Genomic DNA, 22,658 nt, shown 5'->3' on the forward strand with positions numbered 1-22,658 from the left:
CGACTCATGAAAGGATTTTTATGCATGGTATTGCTTTTATGTGGGATAATGGGTAGTGCCAGTGGACAACGGATAGTGGTTGCTCAGGATGGCTCCGGTAAATTTCGGAATATCCAGGACGCCATTAACAGTCTGGATACACTTTCTCAAACAGAACGCGTAGTTTTTATAAAGAATGGTGTCTATAATGAGAAACTGTTTATTACCCGATCCTATGTGCGTTTACAGGGGGAGAGCGAGAAAGGGGTGATTATCCAAACGTCATTACCCAGAGATGTCTGGCGTTGCTCCAATCCAGATGATTGGGGTGCAGCCACTGTAAATGTAAAAGGACATGATCTGACTTTTGAGAACCTTACCATACTGAATACATACGGTTTTACAGCAACCAAAGATACTGTCGTTAATTGTACTGGTGAATCCGGGCAAAATAGTGGTACTAAAAAAGCCTATGCATTGCCTCGTGAAGCTAACGAACCGGAAGGTTCAAAGATAGTTCGTAAAAATGGGCACCAGTTTGCCATGCGGTCATTTCCGGGAGCTATCCGCCTTGTCTTCAAAAACTGCACCTTACGGGCAGGTGGTGGAGATACAGTGAGTCCCTGGGATGTAGAAGCAGGAATGTACTATTTTCAGAATTGTACCATGGAAGGCGATGTTGACTTTTATTGTCCCCGTGGCTGGGCGTATGCTGAGAATTGTCGATTTATTTGTCATAATCTGAATGCCGCTATCTGGCATGATGGCTCAACCAATGCCTCCTGCAAAACAGTACTGAAAGATTGTGTCTTTGAAGGTGATCCCGGATTTAAGCTCGGACGATTTCATAAAGAAGCACAATTTTATCTGATCAACTGCCAGTTTGCAGAAACAATGGCTGATGCAGACATTTATTGGGTAACCTCTGCACCCAAACCGTTGCAATGGGGTAAGCGGGTCTACTATTACAACTGTCACCGCAAAGGAGGAGACTTTGCCTGGCATGCAGACAATATGCAAACAACTTCTGTTTCTCTCAAGCAGATTACCCCTGAATGGACCTTCGATGGAAAGTGGAATCCTCTAAAAAATAAATCCAGGCAAAAGAACTAAAATCGTAAATCATACAATCATGAACCGTTTAGCTGAAAAATTGCTACCTCTGCTCGAAGAGAACCCCAATGTGCTTGTTCCCACTCCGGATATGCTTCAGCTACCGGAAAAAGTGCTTCAATTCGGAACAGGCGTTTTGTTGCGGGGTCTAACTGACTACCTGATTGATAAAGCCAATCGTCAGGGTATATTCAACGGTCGGATTGTGGTTGTAAAGTCTACCGACTCAGGTGATGCCACCGCTTTTGATGAGCAGAATAATTTGTATACATTATGTGTGAGAGGGATAGACAACGGAAGTCAGATTGAAACCAATACAATCTGTTCGGCCATTAGTCGGGTACTTTCTGCTAAAACACAATGGCAACAAATACTGGAATGTGCCCATAACCCGGAATTGCAAGTGATTGTATCCAATACCACAGAAGTAGGTATTCAGTTAATACAAGATGATATCCGGCAATCACCTCCTGTTTCGTTTCCCGGTAAGCTACTGGCATTTTTATATGAAAGATTTACTGCCTTTGCCGGAGATCCTGCCAAAGGAATGGTAATTGTCCCAACCGAGCTAATCCCCAACAATGGTAAAAAGCTTGAGTCTATATTATTTGAACTAGCCCATCGGAATAATCTGGAAACAGAGTTTCTCGACTGGCTGGAAAACTCTAACTTTTGTTGCAATTCCCTGGTCGATCGTATCGTACCCGGCAAACCGGATGAGGCAACCCGCCAGCAGATAACTCAGCAACTAGGCTATACAGATGATCTGATTACCATGTCAGAAGTATATCGGTTATGGGCTATAGAAGGAAATGAACATATTCGTTCTGTTCTCTCTTTTCATCAGGCAGATGAAGGCGTGATTATAGAGCCGAATATTGAGCTGTTTCGCGAATTAAAGCTTCGTATGCTCAATGGAACACATACACTTAGTTGTGGTCTGGCCTTTCTGAGTGGCATTACAACAGTTAAGGAAGCCATGTCAGACGAGAACATGTCAGCTTTTATCTCCAATTTGATGTTGGGAGAAATCGGAACTAGTATTCCTTATTCTATTTCTGAAAAAGCTATTCAGCGTTTTGGCATGCAGGTGCTGGATCGTTTCCGCAATCCATTCATTGAACATCGCTGGATTAACATTACCATGGAATATACGTCCAAGATGATTATGCGGGATATTCCGGTCTTATTACAGTACTACAAAAACTTCGGCACTCCACCTCCTTATATTTCACTGGGGTTTGCAGCGTATCTTCTCTTTACCAAACCTGTTAAGGAAGAAAACGATACATATTTTGGACAAGCACATGGAACATTCTATCCCATAAAAGACAGTCATGCCTCTTACTTCTTTGAAGCATGGAAAAATGTGAGTCCGGAGCAATTAGTTACAACTGTCCTAAAAAATACAAATATGTGGGAAACGGATCTTACAGCGCTACCTGGGTTTGCAGATAAAGTGACCGACTATCTGGTTCAGATGCAGGAAAAAGGTGTCAGAGAGGTTTTATTTTCGTTTTTTCCTAAAAACGTGTTGACGAGTCAATAATGCTCAGGCACACCTTACGTAGTATAAAAAAAGTACACAGCATAGTTGAAATAATTTTATTCCTAAAAAAAGAGGTGTATCATTGTCTTTTGCATTCTATACACCGTTTAGATCAATATGAAAAGTTTCCTGGACGACGATTTTCTGTTACAAACCGCTACTGCACGTAAATTATACCATGACTTCGCCAAGTCAATGCCTATAATTGACTACCATAACCATTTGCCTCCTCAGGAAATAGCGATAGATAAGAAATTTGAAAACCTTACCCAGATATGGCTGTATGGCGATCATTACAAATGGAGAGCCATGCGTACCAATGGAATAGATGAGAGTTACTGTACCGGAAACAAGTCAGATTACGAGAAATTTGAGAAGTGGGCTGAGACAGTTCCGTATACAATGCGAAATCCATTGTATCACTGGACTCATCTCGAATTGCAGCGATATTTTGGTGTCAAAGAAGTTTTAAACCCTACTACAGCAGCTTCTATTTACAAAACCTGTAGTGACTTGCTTCCTACTCCGGAATACTCTGTTCGGAACCTGCTGACAAAGATGAATGTAGAAGCGCTTTGCACTACTGATGATCCAACCGATTCGCTGGAATATCATCAGACTATTGCAAAAAGTGGCTTTCAGGTAAAGGTATTGCCTACTTTCAGACCAGACAAGGCTATGAATGTAGACAATACAGCTAGTTTTAATGAGTATGTTGCCAAAGTAGAGTCTGTATCCAATATATCTATTACTACGCTGGATGAGTATTTAGATGCTTTGAAAAAACGCCATGACTTCTTTGGTCAGATGGGATGTAAATTGTCGGATCATGGTTTGGAACAGATCTATGCAGAAGATTACACGGATTCTGAGATAAACGGATATTTTGAAAGATTACGAAAAGGTGAAACACTAAATCAGACAGAAAAGCTGAAGTTCAAGTCCGCCATGCTGATTTATTTTGCCCAATGGGATTGGGAGAAAGGCTGGACACAGCAGTTTCACATTGGTGCTTTGCGTAATAACAATTCCCGTATGTTGAAAACCCTGGGGCCCGATACTGGCTGGGATTCCATTGGCGACTTTGAACAAGGTCGTGCTATGGCTAAGTTTCTGAATACACTGGATACCGCAAATCAGTTAGCTAAAACGATCATCTATAACCTCAATCCAAGAGACAATGAAGTGATTGCCACCATGATTGGCAATTTCAATGATGGTTCTGTAGCCGGAAAAATCCAGTTTGGGTCAGGCTGGTGGTTTATGGATCAGAAAGATGGTATGGAAAAACAAATGAATGCCCTTTCCAATATGGGATTGCTGAGTCGTTTTGTGGGTATGCTCACCGATTCACGTAGCTTTTTATCTTATCCACGTCACGAGTATTTCCGTAGAATTTTATGCAATATATTTGGTAATGACATCGAAAATGGCGAATTACCAAACGATATTCCCTGGATTGGCCAAATAATCCAGAATATCTGTTACTATAATGCAAAACAGTACTTCCAATTCTAAAATGAAAAAAGTTGTAACCTTCGGAGAAATCATGATGCGGTTATCGGCTCCGTTAAATAGCCGGTTTATTCAAGCAGGACACTTAAATATTACCTACGGTGGAGGGGAAGCCAACGTAGTAGGATCGTTAGCACACCTGGGTATTCCGGTAAGCCATGTTACCTGTTTTCCGGATAATGACTTGGGATACGCAGCTGCCGCATTTTACAGAAAGTATGGAGTAGATACCAAAGATATGGTATTTAAAGGCGACCGGTTGGGGCTTTACTTTCTGGAAGTAGGTGCATCTATGCGTGCCAGCAAAATTGTGTATGACCGGGCTGGCTCAGCCTTTGCGAAGTTAGATCCGGCATGGTTTAACTGGGAAGAAATTTTAAAGGATGCACAGTGGTTTCACTGGACAGGTATTACACCGGCGATTTCTGCTTCTGCTGCTCAGGCTTGTGCAGATGCAATTCAGGTAGCCCGTAAACTGGGGGTGAAAGTATCAGCCGATGTAAATTACCGGAGAAACCTGTGGCAATATGGTAAAACAGTGAAAGAAGTAATGCCAGATCTGATTGCGGGTTGTGATCTGATTGTATGTGCAGAACAGGATGCAGAAGATATTCTGGATATTGTACCTGATGCAAACGAGGCAAATAGTTTTGTTTCTATTGCCAGTCAGGTAATGAAACGTTTCCCAAATATCAAACAGATCATTACTACCCGTCGGGAAACGTTGAGTGCCTCTTACAATAAACTAAAAGGTATTTCCTATGATCAGAAAGAGTATCTGGAAACGCCTGTATATGACATCAATCCAATTGTAGATCGTATTGGTGGTGGCGATGCATTTATGGCCGGCTTTATCTATGGTACATTACACTATACAAATGGGCAGGATGCACTGACATTTGCGGTGGCAGCTTCTGCATTGAAGCATACTGTAGAGGCAGATGTAAATCTGGCAACTGTGCCTGAAATAGAGCAGATTATGAAAGGTAATACCTCAGGACGTCTGGTACGATAAGCAATTATATGCCATTTATCCGGTAAAAGAAACTCTTGTTGAGCTAATAAAGAAAGAAACCTATACAAAACAAATCCATTAGCACTTCTTCAGTTTGTTTCGAGTAGAAGAATGGCTTTGAAAAATATTAAACTCTTACAGCTGATGTTAACCCAGTCTATAACAGATATTATTGCCGTACTCAGACAGTATCCTCTTGTTCCTGTCTTTTATCATGGAGATTTAGCGTATACACAAAACATCCTGAAATCCTGTTATAAGGGTGGGATGAGAGCATTTGAATATACCAACAGAGGTGAAAAAGCAAGAGAAGTGTTTCCGGAACTTAAAAAGTTTGTGGCAGAGCAATGTCCGGGTATGTTACTGGGGATTGGAACGATTTATAAACCAGAAGATGCCGAATATTTTATTCAGGCTGGAGCCGACTTTGTGGTGCAGCCTGTTACGACAGCAGCAGTAGCGGATGTATGCCATAAGCACTCTATTCCCTGGCTTCCGGCTGCGGCTACCTTAAACGAAATCTTTCATGCACGTGAATTGGGCGCTGCGGTAGTAAAAATATTTCCGGGAAATGTGCTGGGTCCAGGCTTTATAAAAGCAGTCAAAGGACCAATGCCTGATGCCAATCTGATGGTAACAGGAGGGGTGGAACCCAATCAGAAGAATTTACAGGAATGGTTTGGTTCAGGTATTCTTTGTGCAGGCTTAGGGTCTCAGTTATTTACAGCAACGGATGGTTCGTCCAGTGATGATCTGAGTAAACGTATTGCAGAAATTATGAGTTTTGTTCAATCTTTATCCAGGAAATAAACCATGAAAACCAGTCAAGCCGAACCACGCAGCCTGAATAAGCAAAACAAAGTTGGGAATTTCCGATGGGTTATTGTGGCGCTTTTATTTTTTGCAACAACCATCAGTTATCTGGACCGACAGGTTTTTGCTTTATTAAAGCCTACTCTTGAAAAGGAGTTTACATGGTCAGAAACAGATTACAGCTATCTGGTAATGGCTTTTACAGCTGCGTATGCAACCGGCTTACTGGTATTTGGTCGCATCATTGATAAGATAGGAACCAAGATTGGCTATGCAGTGTCCGTCATATGGTGGAGCTTAGCCGGAGTATTGACTGCTACAGCCACCAGTACATTTGGTTTTGGTGTATTCAGAGCCTTGCTGGGCCTCGGTGAAGGTGGAAACTTTCCAGCTGCTATCAAAACAGTAGCTGAGTGGTTTCCAAAAAAAGAAAGAGCCTTTGCGACTGGATTATTTAACTCTGGTGCTAATATTGGAGCGGTGATTACACCCATTATGGTTCCCTGGATACTGGGTGTATATAGCTGGAAGGCAGCTTTTATCATCACAGGTGGTATTGGGTTTGTGTGGTTTATCTTGTGGTGGTTTTTGTATTATCAACCTTCCAAACACAAGCTACTTACCCAGGAAGAATACGACTATATTAACTCAGACGTAGAAGAGAGACAAACAGAGCATGAACAACCTGTAAAGTGGATTCAGCTGTTTGGAATCCGTCAGACCTGGGCATTTGTATTCGGAAAGTTACTTACTGACCCTATTTGGTGGTTTTATCTGTACTGGTTGCCAGCCTACTTCAATGCTTCTTTTAATATTGATATCAGTAAGGGAGGATTGCCTCTGGCAACACTCTATACCTTTGCTTCCATAGGAAGTATAGGAGGTGGATACCTGTCTGGTTATCTGATTAAAAAAGGCTGGCTGGTATTTAAAGCCCGTAAGACATCCATGTTATTCTTTGCCTTGTGCGTAGTTCCTATTATGGCGATTCAGTTTACAACAAATATCTGGCAGGCAGTGGCTTTATTGAGTCTGGCTACAGCTGCTCACCAGGCATGGAGTGCTAACATCTTTACAACAGCTTCAGATATGTTTCCGAAGAAAGCCGTTAGTTCTGTGGTAGGTATTGGGGGCATGGCTGGTTCATTGGGTGGTTTCGTATTCCCCTATATCATTGGCCAGCTATTGGATCATTATAAAGCATTAGGCAACATTACAACTGGCTACAATATCCTTTTTGTAATCTGTGGACTCGCTTATCTGATAGCTTGGGGATTCATGCACCTGTTTGCCCCTAAGATGGAAAAAGTAAATATATAGTCTCATTTAATCTATAGTGGTGTATGTCTCGTGTCTCCTTTAAAATGTATCTAAAGCCGGGTTATAAGGAAGAATATAAGAAACGACATGATGCTATCTGGCCTGAGTTAAAGACGCTACTTCAGGAAGCTGGAATCAGCAACTATTCTATTTTTCTGGACGAAGAGACACATACTTTATTTGGAGTGCAGGAGATAGAAGGCAATGCATCCTCTCAACAACTTGGAAGTAACCCCATTGTGCAAAAATGGTGGACATTTATGGCAGATATTATGGAAACAAATCCGGATAACTCGCCTGTAACCAAACTGTTAGAAGAAGTTTTTTATATGGAATAAAATTCCAGACATATTATGTACACCATACTTTAAAATAAACTACGTATGAAACATTTTTTGCTGACCTTTCTGTTATGTTTTTCTATGGGATTGCTGATGGCACAGACTAGGATAGAAGATGAAATTACATCTCTGGAAAATAGACGATTTGATGCTCAAACCAATAAAAAAGAAGCTGTGCTAAACGAAATATATGCAGATGATGCTATCTACACTCATTCAAGCGGACTACGTGAGAATAAGACAGATTACATTAAACATGTATTGTCCGGGCAGTGGGAATACCAGAAAGTAACGCTGGAAGAATTGAACGTACAGCCCTTTGGTACAACAGCCATCGGGACAGGCCGCGTTAAAATAAATGCCAATACCTTGATGTATACAGTAGTTTACCTGAAACGCAAAGGAAAGTGGCAACTCGTAAACTGGACTTCAACCAAGTTACCACCACCACAAAATTAAGTTATATTTTTTCTGTCAGTATAAGACCTGTATTCCTCTTATACTGACAACTTTCAGAGTAGAAGCAACGCCATCACATCGCATTAGCCGCATTTTTTCTTAGATACCCTATCCCTATAAGTTCATTGCCTTGCCTTTCCAAATTGGTAAGACCATGGTTTGTATTTGCTTTTCGTAACGGATACCCTGCTTAATTATATATCTGGTAATTCTACTCTTAATCCTCTAATGCTATGACAGTATTAAATGAAAATGCTATTGCCAGTCCGGTAGGAATCACGCTGGACAGGTACATTAAACGCAAACAAAGCGAGTTTCCATTTGCTTCCGGTGAGTTATCTCAATTACTCAGAGATATCGCTCTGGCTGGCAAGATTATCAATCGTGAAGTGAACCGAGCTGGCTTAATTGACATAACAGGTGCTTTTGGAAATCAGAATGTTCAGGGTGAACAGCAGCAGAAACTGGATGTAGTGGCCAATATCCGGTTTATTCGGGCATTGAAAAACGGCGGGGAAGCCTGTGCCATTATTTCAGAAGAAACCGATGAGGTTATCCTGACAGGCAATGAACACGGAAAATATGTAGTAGCCATAGACCCACTTGATGGTTCTTCCAATATTGATGTCAACGTTTCGATTGGAACTATATTCTCTATTTACAGGCGTGCATCTCCTATTGGTGAAGCTCCCATAATGGAAGACTTTTTGCAGGGTGGACGTAAACAAGTCGCCGCAGGTTATATTCTCTATGGATCATCTACTATGATGGTGTACACGACAGGTCATGGTGTAGTTGGCTTTACCTATGAAAATTCACTGGGAGAATTTTTCTTATCTCATCCGGATCTAAAGATTCCGAAGCAAGGCAGTATATTTTCCTGCAATGAAGGGTACTGGTATCAGTATGCTGAGTGTGTTCGGTTGTACCTGGACCAATGCAAACGCCAGGGATATAGTGGCCGTTATATCGGATCATTGGTTGCGGACTTCCACAGAAACTTACTAAAAGGAGGCATCTATTTGTATCCTGCTCTTCCAACCCAACCGGAAGGAAAACTGCGGCTCTTATATGAATGTTATCCGTTAGCTTTTCTGGCAGAGCAGGCAGGAGGTAGAGCTATTAATGGCAGTCAGGCAATTCTGGATGTTATACCCACCAGCTTACATCAGCGAAGTCCTTTATTTATTGGTTCGGATGCAATGGTAAAAGAAATGGAGCGGCAATATCTGATGGAGAATCAGTTCCGGCATCAATAGGATAACAGAAGAATAAAATATCTATTCTCACAGATGGATATTTTATTCTTCAAATTTAGGTAAATAGATTCTTCAACCCTTACATTTACAGCTTTTTACCAATAGTCTGTTTTTGTGAGGCAATACAAAAAGATCGTTGTTACTGGAACATCCGGATTTCTGGGAAGCCGGGTAGCCAAGTTTTTGCCAACTGTTTTTATCGGAGCCACTATCCTTGCTACATCCCGTAAGTCGGATAAGAAACTTGCTCTCGAACAGGCAGGATGTATATTTATTCCAGGAGATCTGACAGATGCCGCTTTCTGCCAACAGATTCTGGCTGGTGCAGATGCCGTAGTTCATTGTGCTGCCTTATCTTCACCCTGGGGTAAAAGAGAGGACTTTGAGAAAGCCAATGTAACCGTAACACAAAATCTACTACAGGCTGCTATTGCAGAAAAAGTGAGTCGGTTTGTTTTTATTTCTACACCCAGTATTTACTTCAATTATACAGATCGATTCCTGATTTCTGAACAGGAGCCTTTGCCTTCCCGAATGGTGAATGAGTACGCAGCTACCAAACTAAAAGCTGAACGATTAGTGCTGGCTGCCAATAGTGATATACTGGAGACAGTTGCCTTACGCCCCAGAGCTATTATTGGGGCAGAAGATACGGTTATCTTCCCTCGGGTCCTGAAAGCCTATCAGGAGAACAAACTGGTTATCATTGGTTCTGGTACCAACAAAGGAGATATTACCTGTGTACGCAATGTAATTGAAGCTATAGTTTGTTCATTAAACGCCCAAAAACAAGTAATGGGACAAGCATACAATGTTAGCAATGACGAACCTGTAGTATTATGGGAAGTATTAAACAACCTGCTTCAACAACTGGGGTTAAAACCTGTTACGCGCAAACTTCCGTATTGGATAGTGATGACAGCTGCCTGGATCACAGAACAACGATACAAATGGTTTAAACCCAATGAGGAACCTCCTATTACACAACATGGCATTGGAAGTCTGGCCAGGTCTATGACTATGGATATTTCATTAGCTAAAAAGAATTTAGGATATAAGCCTGTACAAAGCACGCAGGAAGGAATAAATGAGTTTATCGAATGGTACAAGAGTCAGAAAACGGTGTAAAGCTTCGGATTTTTCAGTCAGGTTATTGTCTGTCAGACGGACATGTAGTGAATCCGAAAGCACGAAGGGGAAAGGTTTGTTTTTATGCGACATGGCTACTGATTCAGCATCCTGTACATGGCAATATCCTTTTCGATACAGGATACACAGACCGTTTCCATTCGGCAACCCGAAAAATGCCCTATACTTTGTATGCATGGGTAACACCAGTAGTTGTGCACAAAGAAGAAACAGCCATCGAACAACTTAAAGAAATAGGCCTTTCGGCAAAAGATATTGATACCATTATCCTTTCACACTTTCATGCAGATCATATAGGAGGAGTAAAAGACTTTCCCTTTTCACAATTTATTTGTAGCCAAAAAAGTATGGAAGAAGCGGTAGCAAAGAAAGGATGGTCTGCCGTCAAAAAAGGCATATTACCCGATTTGCTGCCTGATGACTTTGTGAGCAGGTCTAAAGCCCTAGAAGAACTTGCCCAACAAGAGATTGATCACTCATCAGGTCTGGTGATGTATGATCTTTTTAATGATGGTACGCTGAAACTGATAGAATTGCCTGGCCATGCTCGGGGCATGCTGGGTATACGGGTAGAACATACAGATGGGATTACTGTATTTGCTAGTGATGCCTACTGGAGTTTGGATACTTTTCAGCAAAGGATTTTACCCAGACAGAGAGTAAAGTTGTTTTTTGATAGTTGGGGAGACTATGTAGACAGTTCTGAAAAGTTATACAGATATCATAAGAACCATCCTGAAGAACAGTTGTTGTTCACGCATTGTCCACAAACAATGAATTTTATTACTGGCAGATCTGCTAAGATTAACTAAGTAGCTATAGGTGTAGATTCATGAAACTAAAAATAGTGTATTACTGGCTTTACTTTCGGTTCAAAAGAAAGTTTAAAACCAGAAAAGAACTGATACGATACCAGCAACGTAAGCTTCAGTCTTTTTTTGCCAAGATATTAATTCAATCGCCTTACTATGTGACATTTGTAAAAGAAGGAAAAGTGCTTGATGATTTTCCTATTATCAACAAGCAGATTTTCATGGAAATGTTTGATCAGATCAATACACAGGGAATCAAGAAACAACAAGCTATGGAAATAGCTTTGCAAGCCGAAGAAAGTCGAAATTTCTCTCCGGAATATGGGAACCTGACAGTCGGATTATCTACAGGAACAAGCGGAAAACGAGGGTTGTTTGTTGTATCTGAAAAGGAACGTGCCCAATGGGTAGGACTGGTGATGAATCGTGTAATCAAACCTGTTTTTTTCAAAAAACAAAAGATTGCCTTCTTCCTTCGGGCAAATAGTAATCTATACAGTTCTATCCAGTCATCTCTTTTTGAATTTGCCTATTTTGATATTTTCAAACCTATCGATGAATTACTTACGGATCTGAATGCCTATCAACCCGACATTTTGGCAGCGCAACCATCTGTTTTATCTGATATTGCAGATCGGCAACAAATAGGGTTACTACATATTTCTCCAAAGCAGATTATTTCTTTTGCAGAGGTACTACAGGATGAAGACAATCACTTTATTTCATCTGTTTTTAACGTTTCTATCACACAAGTGTATCAGTGTACAGAAGGTTTTCTGGGAGTAAGTTGTGCACATGGGACTATCCATCTGAATGAGGATTTCCTATTGATAGAGAAGAAAACAATCGAAGGTCGTAGATTTCACCCTGTTATTACAGACTTTACACGTAGCACACAACCCATAATACGCTATGAACTGGACGACATCTTGATTGAAAGAGAGTCTCCCTGTCCCTGTGGATCTGTTTTTCTGGGTCTGGAGCGAATCGAAGGACGGGCCGATGATGTACTCGTTTTTACTACATCAGAAGGTAAGGTTAAACTCTATCCGGATATAATCTGTCGAATGATTGCACGCAGGACAAATGACTTCCGGTCATATCGGATCGTTCAGACTGGCGAGTCTCATGTACGTATAGAATTAGACTGCGATCCAGGTGATTTTGATACTGTTGGACAAAAAATACAAGCAGGGATAGAGGATTTATTACAGACTAACCATGTTTACTCTATAATAATTGAGTTACAAAAAGGAATAACTACTAGCCCCGGAAGTAAGCTTCGAAAGGTTACCAGGGCAATCTTATAGTAAAGCGAATACAACAGAAGGAATATCCGGATAGACAATAGGATGAATATTAAAATACAGGCAATAGAAAAATACATGCCTGGATCTGTGGTAAATTCTACAGATCTGGAAAAGCATTTGCAGTTACCAGCTGGCTGGATTGAAAAAAATAGTGGAGTATTAACACGGAACTGGTCACATCCTTCCGAATCTGTAGGTTCGATAGGAGCTGAAGCGTTAAAGCGAGCCTTAGTAAAAGCTTCGTTGCAATTGTCAGACCTGGATTTGTTGATTGCTGCAGGTGCATCGTATGACCATCCAATTCCCTTCAATGCTGCACTCATCAAAAAACAAATTGATACAGAAGATGCCGATACTCCCTGCTTTGATATAGATTCTACCTGTCTGAGTTTTCTGCATGCATTGGATATAGCCCATCTCTATCTACAATATCGAGGACTGAAACGGATCGCTATTGTCAATGCAGAAATTGCTTCCCGTAATCTTGATCCCAATGATCCTAAAACCTACTCTTTGTTTGGTGATGCAGCTATAGCTGTAATTCTGGAAGCTTCTTCTACTGAGGGATATCAACCTATTGGAACAAGCTTCAAAAATTATACACAGGGAGTTGAGTATGCTAAAATCTATGCGGGTGGGTTAGTAAAGCAGGGAATAGGCGCTGTACCTGAAGAATTCTATTTTCAGATGCAGGGAAAACACATGATTAAGCTAACACTGGAGAAACTGGCTGGTTTTATGGATGATTTTTCCCGACAGACTCATACACAACTGACGGAATATGATTTTGTACTTCCTCACCAAACCAGTCGGATAGGGAATGAGTTGTTTATACGTACCTACAACCTTGATCCCCAAAAAATAGTTTTGACGTTACCCCACTATGGTAATTGTATTTCGGCTTCTATTCCATTGGGCCTGGAAGCATTATATAAGAGTCAGCAGCTTACCAAAGGCGACAAAATATTATTGGCAGGATCTGCAGCAGGTCTGTCTCTCGGAGCTATTGCATTACAGTTCTGACAATCCTTAAAAGTATAGAGATGCTTAAGGTTACAATTTTTGGTTAATGGCAAACCGCAGTATTTCAAACTCTCGATGTTGTGTCAGGAGAGTTTCCTCTGCGTGTTCAACAGATACAAGGGAAAAATGTATTTTGTCATGAGTAGACCTTTGAGCTAATCCCGACAGATCTGCCCCGATAACCGTCGCAATACGTGGATAACCCCCTGTAGTCTGATGATCTGCCATCAGAACAATTAACTGACCACTGGGAAGTAGTTGAATTGTACCTTTGGTAACAGCAGAGGATACCAGTTCTGTAGCATCCTCACGTTCCAGTGCTATTCCTTCCAGACGGTAGCCCATTCTGTCACTGAAAGAGGAGATCAGAAACTCTTGAGACTGGACAATCTCTTTTGCCTCCTGAGTAAGCATATCCCATTCTGGCCCTGCAATAATACGTACAGTATCAGTCCCATATAACTGTTGAAGGGTATTAAGTGAAATTCCCCAATGGGAGGAGTGAGTGAGCAGGGAAGGAGAGAAGTGATGTATTGATTTAAATGATAGGATGTCTGCTTTTTGCAGATTTCGACCTTTGTAACCGCCGGTACGTGCTTTCAGATTAGTACTCACACTGTCATGCCATTTTTCCAGCTGAAACCCACCCTGTACAGCCATATACAAACGTGCACCCTGAGGTTTGGCAGTGGCCTTAATGCGGGTTCCTCTACTAAGGTAGTGAGGTTTCCAGTTGTCCAGTGGTTTGTCATCTGCTTTCAGGCCAAAGTCTGCCCCTCCAAATGCAACAAGTGCATCTTCTTGAAGCTCTATTTCTCCCATTGGAAAATGAAACTCTATCACTCCTTCACTGGCATCATTACCTACCAGATAGTTGACCAGAGTGGACGCTATAGTATCCATCACCCCATTAGGGTTGATGCCAAAACTGCGATAACCCTGGCGTCCTCTATCCTGAACCGTTGTCAGCAAGCCTGTTTGAAGAATATATATACTCACAAAAAATAGATAAAGTAGATGCTGAATAATTTTGTTGCAGACAGAGATGTTAGTGTAGAAGCTATATTGTATACAACTTCACAGAAAAATCAGACTTCTTTGGCAGAGTTCCATGTGTAAAATGTATCTTCATCAATTTCATAGAACTGAACCTGATCACCTGCCTTCAATAAAACAGGTTTGTTGGTAGTAGGGTCAAATAGTTTGACAGGTGTTTTGCCAATGACCTGCCAGCCTCCCGGAGAATCCAGTGGATATACACCTGTTTGCTCACCTGCTATGCCTACACTACCTGCCTCAACTTTTAATCGTGGCTGTGACTTGCGGGGTGTGGCAATGCGGGAATCCATACCTCCCAGATAAGGAAACCCTGGTAAAAATCCCATCATATACACCCGATATATAGTAGCTGTGTGTATGGCAATTACTTCTTCTCGTGAGATACCTGTATGCTCATATACTTCTTTCCAGTCCCATCCGAATACTTCGCTGTAACAAACCGGAATTTTAACCAACATGTCTTTACCTGAATGAAAGACAGATTCATCTGTTGTTATATAGTCAAGCAGTATTTTCCGAACTGTATGATAGGCAGGAGTATGTGGAAATGTCTTCCGTACTGCAAAAATGTCATAAAAGACAGTCAGCGAGCTATAGGCTGGTAATACTTCCGTAAATCCGGGAAACGGACTGGCTTGTATGGCTTCTGCTAAAGCAAGTACTTGTGTATTGAGAGTTCGGTCAATAGTATTGCCAAAGCCCAGTACGACAGCAGACTCGCTCAGAGGGGAGATTTGAAAGTTTGTTGGTATCATACAAGAGAAATACCTGTAAACCACCTGTTATAATTTGTTACAAAACGGAAGCTAATATCCCCTGCGTCGTTTTAACACAAACAGTATTCCACGTAAGGTAATCCAAATATGATTAAAAATATTGGAAATCACACCAAAATGCTTTTGTAAAACCAGATAACGATCTTTTAGTGAGTTTCCATGATTTTTGCGGGAAAATCCTCCTGTCAGATAACGTGATAAGACCGCCTGTGTGTTAATAATTTCTTTAGAAGCTTTCAGACAACGGATTTCCCAATCAATATCAGAACTGTAGGGGTGTGACAAATCATACAGCGGAGCCAGATCTCTTCGCATAATGAAAGATTGATGACACACTACCATACCATACCGAAACGATTTCCAGGTGAGTACTGACGGTAATGCATGGGGGGTTACTTCACTGCGCAAGCCCAGATCATTATTGGCGGCATCATAAAACAAGGCATCTCCATAGTATACATCTGCATTGGCAGGGCTACTCTCTGCAATATAGGCAAGTGTATCCTTGTCATAGATTTTATCTCCGGCATTCATAAACCATATATATTTTCCGCGAGCTGCTTTCAATCCTTTATTCATGGCATCATATAAGCCTTTATCCGGCTCAGAAATCCAGTAAGAGAGATGATGCTCATACCGCCGTATGATGTTGAGTGTCTCATCTGTAGATCCGCCATCTATAATAAGGTATTCATAGTTGGTAAATGTTTGATTAATAATGCTTTGTATAGTAGCTGTAAGTACAGCATCCGCATTATAGGTTACCGTAATAATGGATAGGAGAGGTTGTTTAGACAAGGTATATACAGATAAATAGTCACAAAATAAGTGGTAACAAAAATATACTTTTCCCTCCTTTTGTTTACCTATCCAAGCCTTTTATTATTAAACCTTCGCAGGTGTACTAGTAAGAGTGACAGAATAAGCGACAAACTATGATGCTGCGAAGAAAGAGTTTGTTGTTATCTGAGGTATGTATTTTTGGGATTACTCCGATATTAGCTATGAAACGGATTTTATGTGTGGTGCTCCTTTCAGGTGCCCTTATCGTTGTCTTTTTTGCTTTTAACAAAGAGAATGCAACAGCTTCTGCTACCAAAGTTGCTGGTTCGCTAAACCCTCCTGTATGGGAACAATCCATAAGTAAGGAACGTGCTGCCCGCGTAAAGCGTGGAGATACCATGGCCTTGCCTGGTAAAGAACTACTACGGTTATTGCCCAACTGCATTGCAAGCTATCAACCGTCTGGTACTTCCGGAAGTTCACTGATTAGTCTGATGGGAAGTAAATACCGGGTGGCCGAACAGACATACAAAAAAGATAAGAAAACACTGAAAGTGTCAATTACCGACTATAATGGTGCCTATACTCTGTATAATGTAGCCACAGCAACTTTTGCCTCAGGTGTTGCTATTGACAATAATGAACAGATTGTCAGACCTATTGCCTTACCTTCTAAAGAAGCAAAGGGGTGGGAAACATTTGATAAGCAATCCAATAAAGCTACTGTATTTGTAGGCATAGGGGAGAGGTTTCTGATTACGATAGAGGCAACAGACCAGCCCAATCCTCAAGATCTGGAAAAGATTGTGGAAGGGCTTGACCTGGGGGTGTTTTCCGGAAAATAAATACTAGAAAAGAGAGCTTGTTTCTCTGTTCTAGTATTTATTTAGTTATAAAGCCAGTTTGGGGTGTTGCTGATGAAATGGAGTAGCATCCTGATAAAGTTTGGCGATTGCCAGCAATTTGGCTTCATCTAATAACTTTCCCATAAATGTAATACTAACAGGGAGTCCTTTGTCATTAAATCCATTGGGCACTACTACACAGGGATGTCCTGTCAGATTGGTCAATGAAAGATTGCCACCCATATAGGTAGGGGTAATATAAGCATCCAATCCTTTGAGTTTTTCATTCATCTGCTCAATCAGTAAGGTACGTATCCGGTTAGCCTGCAGATATTCCACTGCAGGGACAAAACGTGCTGCACGAAAGACATTAGGCCATGCATTTTTGCCCTGACGAACCATCTGATCATCTTTGTTGGAGCGGGTTAATTCATCAAAAGCAGCTGCACCTTCTACAGAGATAATCATGGTAGCATCCTGATAGGGGAGTTCCGGCAATTCAATTGGAATTAACTCTGCCCCCAGTTCTTTTACTTTTTGTAAAGTAGCATGGTCAAAAGGTTGATTGGGATAGGTACTTTCAAAAGCCGTTTTCAGATAACCAATTTTTAATCCCTTTAAGGAAGAAAGGGGGGTATAGTTAAAAGAAGCATCTATGACACTATGATCCAGTCCATCTGGGCCATAGATGGCATTGAATACTACTGCACAATCTTCTACAGTCCGGCACATAGGGCCGATCTTATCCATTGACCAGCTAAGAGCCATGGCTCCATGGCGGCTCACTCTACCAAAAGTAGGGCGCAAACCTGTAATGCCACATACCGTTGATGGAGAAACGATAGAGCCCAGTGTCTCTGTACCAATCGCGAATGGTATCAGACCAGCTGATACACTGGCACCTGAGCCTGCCGAAGAACCACTCGATCCCTCTGCTAAATTCCAAGGGTTGCGTGTTTTACCTCCAAACCAGACATCTCCCCATGCCAGTTCACCCAAAGTGAGTTTGGCTACCAGTACTGCACCTGCCTCTTCCAGTTTACGGATGACTGTAGCATCCATTTCAAGTACCTGATATTGATAAGGAACCGAACCCCAGGTTGTTCTATATCCTTTCTTTGCCAACAGATCCTTTGCTCCATAAGGAATACCATGCAATAAACCCTTGTATTTACCCGCTTTGATTTCTGTATCTGCTTGTTTTGCCTGTTTGAGTGCCAGATCTTCTGTTAGCGTAATAACAGATTCCAGTTTAGGACCATACTTTTTGAGTCGTTCCAGAAAAAACTGAGTTAGCTCCAGAGACGTAATTTTACGGGTACGAATCAGTTCGGCCAGTTGTGTGACTGTATAGAAAGCCAGATCTTCGTGATGGGCTGGCAAAGAAACCGCGCCTACCGGACTGGTTTTAAAAGGCTTTTTCTGCGTATTAATTTTAAATCCTTTTGGCAGAGGATTAAAGGTTAGAGCAGGAGCAATGTCATTAGACAGAGCTACTTTCCGAAAGTTGTCAAAGCCCTTTCGTTGGTCAGCGAGGTCATCCAGCATCGTATCCCGTTCGGCAGGAGTAAACTCCAGCCCAATAATCTCAGAAGCCTGCTGGACCATTGAAGAGGTAATAGGTTGGGATGATTGTCTGGTAAGAAAAGCACCAGACACAAAGCTGACTGAGGCAATACCTGCCAATAGCAGCCATCGTGAGTAGATAGGTTTGAGTTGCATGGTTAGGGTGAGACGTAATTTTAGAAACTAAATATAACGAGAGCCTGTATTTATTAAAAATGCGTATTTATTTTATTTGAGAGAATGAGTGCTTGTTATCGAATTACGCTAAATTATTTTCTGTGCATAACAAAGCTGTTACACATTGAGTGAGTATAGTTTGGTTCACAACAATTGGATACGCTGAGTTTATTGCAACAGTAGGCTGACGAATTAGTTTGTATTTTCTTTCTTCAGAAAATTTTTATCTGGAATCAATCCCAAAAATGTTTTTGCATAGAATAAATCGCAGGATTAATTTTTGACCAGAATTCACCGCAAAAATTTTTATATACATATTTTAGTTCAAAATTTTCTGACGCATAGAGTTAGGCACAATAGGTTATGCTGTTGTCAAAAAGACCAAGCCTGAAAAATGATAAAAATAAAAACGGGTTCGAATATTGATTCGAACCCGTTTTTATTTTCTTTATAAGTCATTTGACTGATAGAATCCAATTTAAACCTCTTCCGTTTGCAGTTGTTTTTCATAGAGTTCTTTGTATACACCATTCTGTTGAATCAAAGATTCATGAGTCCCTTGTTCAACAATCTGCCCTTCGTCCAGTACAATGATTCTGTCTGCTAGTTTGGCAGATGAGACCCGGTGTGAAATAATCACAGAGGTACGCCCTTTCATGATACGACTCAGACTATGTAAAATTGCATTTTCAGTTTTTGTATCTACCGCAGATAACGCATCATCCAGAATCAACAGACGAGGTTCACGCACGATGGCTCGGGCAATAGAAACCCGTTGTTTTTGTCCACCTGAAAGGGTAATACCCCTTTCACCTACCCGTGTATCGAAACCTTCCGGAAAGCGCACAATATTTTCATATAAGTCGGCATCTTTGGCGGCCTGTATAATCTGATCTTCTGTTACGGCATCTTCTTCCAGACCAAAGCGGATGTTGTTGCGTATGGAATCCGAAAACAGGAACACATCCTGAGGAACAAAACCAATTTGCCCACGGAGTGAAGGGAGGCTATAGTCCCGGATATCAACACCATCCACTCGTATATGTCCCTGAGTGACATCATACATACGACAGAGCAACATAGCTATTGTACTCTTCCCTGAACCTGTAGTTCCCAGTAAGGCTATCGACTGGCCTTCTCCTACCTCAAAAGATACATTATCCAGTGCCACAATACCTGAATCCGGATACACAAAGCGAACATTTTCAAAGGTTACTGTTCCCTGAATAGGCTTCACAATATTCTTTTCTGATACAATATCCGTTTTGGTTTGTAGAAACTCATTGATTCGTTGTTGAGAAGCCGCTGCACGTACAATCATACTGGTAGTAAAGCCAAGTGATGCAATAGGCCAGGTCAACTGGTACACATACATAATAAATTCTGCAATATTACCTGCTGTCAAGGAACCTGAAATCACTTCCCGGCCACCAATGTAGATAGTGAGAATGGTACTTAGACCTACCAGAGCCATAATCAGCGGATAGAAAAAGGCATCGATAGTAGTTAGTCTCAGCGATTTTGCTTTGTAGTCATTGGCTGCATCCGTAAACTGTGTGGCAGAATGACTTTCCCGCACAAAAGATTTTAGTACACGAATACCTGAAAAAGCTTCCTGAACAAATGTAGACAACTTAGATAGTTGAGCTTGAATACGTTCAGACCGTCTCTCTACAGCTTCATTAACAAAATAAATACTGACTACCAGGAAAGGAAAAGGAAGCAAGACATATAAGGTTAGTTTCGCATTGACAGAAAGCATATAGCCTACAACCAGGATTACCAGTGTAACCATATTAAGCAGATACATGATGGCTGGCCCCAGGTACATACGTACACGGCTCACATCTTCAGAAATACGGGCCATCAGATCTCCTGTGTTGTTGCGACGATAAAAGCTAAGCGGGAGTGTCTGATAATGCATATAGATCTCATTTTTGAGATCATACTCTATCAGTCTTGACATAACAATAATCGTTTGGCGCATAAAGAACAGAAAGATCCCTTTTATGACCGCCATTACCAGAATAACCACTCCATACATCAGAATGCTTTTGGCAAATACTTCGAGAATATGTTCCTGCGCCTGAGTGCCCTGAAGCAAAAAATACTGATCAATGGTTTCTTTCACCAGATCAAAGGCATAGCGTACTACCTGAGCAGGAACTACCGCAAACAAATTGGAAATAATAGTAAACAGGGTACCCAGCAAAAGATGCCATTTGTATTTAATAAGGTACTTGTTCAGATAGGCTAGGTGTTTCACGTTGTTTTTTGATGTTTTGCGTTTGTAATATATTGGTAGTTAAGAAGCTAAAAAGCCTGCTGTTAATCTACCTGATAAGACCTCTGATAAAGTAAGAAGCAAAAATTTTTCATTTTCCGTTCCTTTTATCAAATTAATAAACTTCAATCCTTGGTTCAGACATTTTTTCGTACCTTTGCGCCTGCAATTTCCGGATTATCTTTATAAAAAGCATTTTCGGAGATCGATATCCTAAAAATAAAATAAGACCTGATCATCGTGATGACGTATTCAGTAATCCAATAGATTTAATGAAAGGTCTTGTATTGAAGTAAAACCTAAAAACATTTTAAAACGTTCTTTGATAGATGCTGAACCGACGAATTCTTAGGGCAAAAGCGATGCAGGCTATATATGCATATACACAGGCTGTAGAATCAGACTACCAACTGGCACTGGATACTATTGCAGATACATTTGTACCCGATCTTAATTCTATGCTACCACAAGACCCTAAGAAGTTGGAAGGTAGTCGTCAATGGGCTACACTTTTGTTTGAAGAAAATTACAAAACCAAAGCTGTTTCGGCAGATGAAGAGGCTCCTGTGGAGATAAAAAAAGCTGCTAACTATGCTATTAGTTTTTTCCATACACAATGCCAGAAAGATGCCAGACACCAGGAGCAAAGTATGATCGCTGATGCTGAAAGTATTTATGATTATTATCTGCTTTCACTATGGCTGGTAACGGAAGTGGCAGATCAGATTTCGGTAGAAGAAGATGAGAAACGAAACAGGATTTTAAAAGAAGCACCCTTGTCTTCCCGAGCCCTGAAACTTACCAAAAATCAGGTAGTAGAATCATTACGCAAGAGTACTACATTTCAGGATAAACGAATTCGCAGTGGTATAGATAAGTTACTGGATCCGGATTTAGCACGACATTTGTTGCAGGAATTGAAAAAAGATGCAGCTTATACAGCCTACCAGCAATTGGATGCAACTACCTGGGAGCAGGACTGGCAGTTTATAACAGAAGTTTTAAAGGTAATTATATTCAAAAGTGAGCCTGCTGTACGGTTCTGGGAACAACTAGATAGCAACTGGAGTGGAAATGAAGATATCGTGAGAGGCATGTTTAATAAGACGATGCAGTTCATTAAGGAAGATCCAGAAGGTTTCTCTTTACAGAAACTTTCGGCTGACTGGGATGCTGATCGGGACTTTTTTCAGAAGTTATATAAACTTTGTATAGAAAAATTTGAAGAATATGAGACCCTGATTGCCAATAAAACAGCCAATTGGGACGTTGAACGGGTAGCACAGGTTGACAAAGTGATTCTGGTGATGGCCCTTGCTGAGTTGTTGAACTATCCAAGTATTCCGGTAAAGGTTTCTATCAATGAATACATAGAATTATCTAAAGTATATAGTACACCTAAAAGCAAGCAATTTGTGAACGGAATTTTGGATGCCCTGGCGGGTGACCTTTCTTCACAGGGAGTATTAAAGAAATCAGGTCGTGGATTGATTGATAATAAATAATCAGGT

Annotated in this window: 20 protein-coding genes; 15 read left to right on the plus strand and 5 right to left on the minus strand. The window is 41.0% G+C overall.

Features of this window, described 5'->3' with window-relative positions:
• The first annotated feature begins 6 nt into the window (after positions 1 to 6).
• From QNI15_RS12720 to QNI15_RS12780, 13 genes are all read left to right on the plus strand, one after another.
• Positions 7 to 1,092, plus strand: coding sequence for a pectinesterase family protein (locus tag QNI15_RS12720; RefSeq protein WP_314032030.1), 1,086 nt, complete (start codon positions 7 to 9; stop codon positions 1,090 to 1,092).
• 19 nt (positions 1,093 to 1,111) lie between these two features.
• Positions 1,112 to 2,641, plus strand: a complete 1,530-nt coding sequence (locus tag QNI15_RS12725) for a tagaturonate reductase (protein WP_314032032.1) — start codon at positions 1,112 to 1,114, stop codon at positions 2,639 to 2,641.
• 117 nt (positions 2,642 to 2,758) lie between these two features.
• Entirely contained in the window at positions 2,759 to 4,159 is a 1,401-nt protein-coding gene (gene uxaC, locus QNI15_RS12730) for a glucuronate isomerase (protein WP_314032034.1), read from the plus strand.
• Position 4,160: 1 nt separating this feature from the next.
• Positions 4,161 to 5,171, plus strand: coding sequence for a sugar kinase (locus QNI15_RS12735; RefSeq protein ID WP_314032035.1), 1,011 nt, complete (start codon positions 4,161 to 4,163; stop codon positions 5,169 to 5,171).
• A 144-nt stretch (positions 5,172 to 5,315) separates the two neighbouring features.
• Positions 5,316 to 5,981 (plus strand): bifunctional 4-hydroxy-2-oxoglutarate aldolase/2-dehydro-3-deoxy-phosphogluconate aldolase, encoded by a 666-nt coding sequence (locus QNI15_RS12740; RefSeq protein ID WP_314032036.1) that lies wholly within the window; start codon positions 5,316 to 5,318, stop codon positions 5,979 to 5,981.
• Positions 5,982 to 5,984: 3 nt separating this feature from the next.
• Positions 5,985 to 7,304, plus strand: coding sequence for an MFS transporter (locus QNI15_RS12745; RefSeq protein WP_313976767.1), 1,320 nt, complete (start codon positions 5,985 to 5,987; stop codon positions 7,302 to 7,304).
• A gap of 23 nt (positions 7,305 to 7,327) precedes the next feature.
• Entirely contained in the window at positions 7,328 to 7,642 is a 315-nt protein-coding gene (gene rhaM / locus QNI15_RS12750) for an L-rhamnose mutarotase (RefSeq protein WP_313999715.1), read from the plus strand.
• Positions 7,643 to 7,687: 45 nt separating this feature from the next.
• The gene (locus QNI15_RS12755) at positions 7,688 to 8,104 is read left to right on the plus strand and encodes a nuclear transport factor 2 family protein (protein WP_313999716.1); all 417 of its coding nucleotides are present in this window, start codon (positions 7,688 to 7,690) and stop codon (positions 8,102 to 8,104) included.
• A gap of 233 nt (positions 8,105 to 8,337) precedes the next feature.
• On the plus strand, positions 8,338 to 9,363 hold the full coding sequence (gene fbp / locus QNI15_RS12760) for a class 1 fructose-bisphosphatase (RefSeq protein ID WP_313999718.1): 1,026 nt from the start codon (positions 8,338 to 8,340) through the stop codon (positions 9,361 to 9,363).
• A 114-nt stretch (positions 9,364 to 9,477) separates the two neighbouring features.
• Positions 9,478 to 10,491, plus strand: coding sequence for an NAD-dependent epimerase/dehydratase family protein (locus tag QNI15_RS12765; protein WP_313999720.1), 1,014 nt, complete (start codon positions 9,478 to 9,480; stop codon positions 10,489 to 10,491).
• The gene (locus QNI15_RS12770; RefSeq protein WP_314032037.1) at positions 10,464 to 11,324 is read left to right on the plus strand and encodes an MBL fold metallo-hydrolase; all 861 of its coding nucleotides are present in this window, start codon (positions 10,464 to 10,466) and stop codon (positions 11,322 to 11,324) included. Before QNI15_RS12765 ends, QNI15_RS12770 begins: the two co-directional genes overlap by 28 nt.
• A 20-nt stretch (positions 11,325 to 11,344) precedes the next feature.
• Entirely contained in the window at positions 11,345 to 12,634 is a 1,290-nt protein-coding gene (locus QNI15_RS12775; protein ID WP_314032038.1) for a F390 synthetase-related protein, read from the plus strand.
• A gap of 42 nt (positions 12,635 to 12,676) precedes the next feature.
• The gene (locus tag QNI15_RS12780) at positions 12,677 to 13,657 is read left to right on the plus strand and encodes a 3-oxoacyl-ACP synthase III family protein (protein ID WP_314032040.1); all 981 of its coding nucleotides are present in this window, start codon (positions 12,677 to 12,679) and stop codon (positions 13,655 to 13,657) included.
• Between the two features lie 30 nt (positions 13,658 to 13,687).
• Here the strand turns inward: QNI15_RS12780 and QNI15_RS12785 are convergent, their stop codons facing one another.
• From QNI15_RS12785 to QNI15_RS12795, 3 genes are all read right to left on the minus strand, one after another.
• On the minus strand, positions 13,688 to 14,656 hold the full coding sequence (locus tag QNI15_RS12785) for a 5-oxoprolinase subunit C family protein (RefSeq protein WP_314032041.1): 969 nt from the start codon (positions 14,654 to 14,656) through the stop codon (positions 13,688 to 13,690).
• An 89-nt stretch (positions 14,657 to 14,745) separates the two neighbouring features.
• Positions 14,746 to 15,471, minus strand: coding sequence for a 5-oxoprolinase subunit PxpB (gene pxpB, locus QNI15_RS12790; RefSeq protein ID WP_314032043.1), 726 nt, complete (start codon positions 15,469 to 15,471; stop codon positions 14,746 to 14,748).
• Between the two features lie 51 nt (positions 15,472 to 15,522).
• Positions 15,523 to 16,290 (minus strand): glycosyltransferase family 2 protein, encoded by a 768-nt coding sequence (locus QNI15_RS12795; protein ID WP_314032045.1) that lies wholly within the window; start codon positions 16,288 to 16,290, stop codon positions 15,523 to 15,525.
• 206 nt (positions 16,291 to 16,496) lie between these two features.
• Between QNI15_RS12795 and QNI15_RS12800 the strand changes: the two genes are divergently transcribed.
• Entirely contained in the window at positions 16,497 to 17,120 is a 624-nt protein-coding gene (locus tag QNI15_RS12800) for a hypothetical protein (protein ID WP_313999734.1), read from the plus strand.
• Positions 17,121 to 17,165: 45 nt separating this feature from the next.
• On the opposite strand, the gene QNI15_RS12805 is transcribed toward QNI15_RS12800, so the two are convergent.
• Positions 17,166 to 18,842, minus strand: coding sequence for an amidase (locus tag QNI15_RS12805; protein ID WP_313999736.1), 1,677 nt, complete (start codon positions 18,840 to 18,842; stop codon positions 17,166 to 17,168).
• A 499-nt stretch (positions 18,843 to 19,341) separates the two neighbouring features.
• Positions 19,342 to 21,129, minus strand: a complete 1,788-nt coding sequence (locus tag QNI15_RS12810) for an ABC transporter ATP-binding protein (protein ID WP_313999738.1) — start codon at positions 21,127 to 21,129, stop codon at positions 19,342 to 19,344.
• A 347-nt stretch (positions 21,130 to 21,476) separates the two neighbouring features.
• Here QNI15_RS12810 and nusB point away from each other — a divergent pair, with 347 nt between their 5' ends.
• A complete protein-coding gene (nusB, locus tag QNI15_RS12815) occupies positions 21,477 to 22,652 on the plus strand; it encodes a transcription antitermination factor NusB (RefSeq protein ID WP_314032046.1) in 1,176 nt (391 codons plus the stop codon).
• Positions 22,653 to 22,658 lie beyond the last annotated feature (6 nt).

The sequence above is a fragment of the Xanthocytophaga flava genome (assembly GCF_030068545.1).
Classification (GTDB): domain Bacteria; phylum Bacteroidota; class Bacteroidia; order Cytophagales; family 172606-1; genus Xanthocytophaga; species Xanthocytophaga flava.

Coding starts and splice junctions, on each gene's coding strand:
- QNI15_RS12720 (WP_314032030.1), top strand. CDS start 7: ATGAAAGGATTTTTATGCATGGTATTGCTTTTATGTGGGATAATGGGT.
- QNI15_RS12725 (WP_314032032.1), top strand. CDS start 1,112: ATGAACCGTTTAGCTGAAAAATTGCTACCTCTGCTCGAAGAGAACCCC.
- uxaC (WP_314032034.1), top strand. CDS start 2,759: ATGAAAAGTTTCCTGGACGACGATTTTCTGTTACAAACCGCTACTGCA.
- QNI15_RS12735 (WP_314032035.1), top strand. CDS start 4,161: ATGAAAAAAGTTGTAACCTTCGGAGAAATCATGATGCGGTTATCGGCT.
- QNI15_RS12740 (WP_314032036.1), top strand. CDS start 5,316: ATGTTAACCCAGTCTATAACAGATATTATTGCCGTACTCAGACAGTAT.
- QNI15_RS12745 (WP_313976767.1), top strand. CDS start 5,985: ATGAAAACCAGTCAAGCCGAACCACGCAGCCTGAATAAGCAAAACAAA.
- rhaM (WP_313999715.1), top strand. CDS start 7,328: ATGTCTCGTGTCTCCTTTAAAATGTATCTAAAGCCGGGTTATAAGGAA.
- QNI15_RS12755 (WP_313999716.1), top strand. CDS start 7,688: ATGAAACATTTTTTGCTGACCTTTCTGTTATGTTTTTCTATGGGATTG.
- fbp (WP_313999718.1), top strand. CDS start 8,338: ATGACAGTATTAAATGAAAATGCTATTGCCAGTCCGGTAGGAATCACG.
- QNI15_RS12770 (WP_314032037.1), top strand. CDS start 10,464: ATGGTACAAGAGTCAGAAAACGGTGTAAAGCTTCGGATTTTTCAGTCA.
- QNI15_RS12775 (WP_314032038.1), top strand. CDS start 11,345: ATGAAACTAAAAATAGTGTATTACTGGCTTTACTTTCGGTTCAAAAGA.
- QNI15_RS12780 (WP_314032040.1), top strand. CDS start 12,677: ATGAATATTAAAATACAGGCAATAGAAAAATACATGCCTGGATCTGTG.
- pxpB (WP_314032043.1), bottom strand. CDS start 15,471: ATGATACCAACAAACTTTCAAATCTCCCCTCTGAGCGAGTCTGCTGTC.
- QNI15_RS12800 (WP_313999734.1), top strand. CDS start 16,497: ATGAAACGGATTTTATGTGTGGTGCTCCTTTCAGGTGCCCTTATCGTT.
- QNI15_RS12805 (WP_313999736.1), bottom strand. CDS start 18,842: ATGCAACTCAAACCTATCTACTCACGATGGCTGCTATTGGCAGGTATT.
- nusB (WP_314032046.1), top strand. CDS start 21,477: ATGCTGAACCGACGAATTCTTAGGGCAAAAGCGATGCAGGCTATATAT.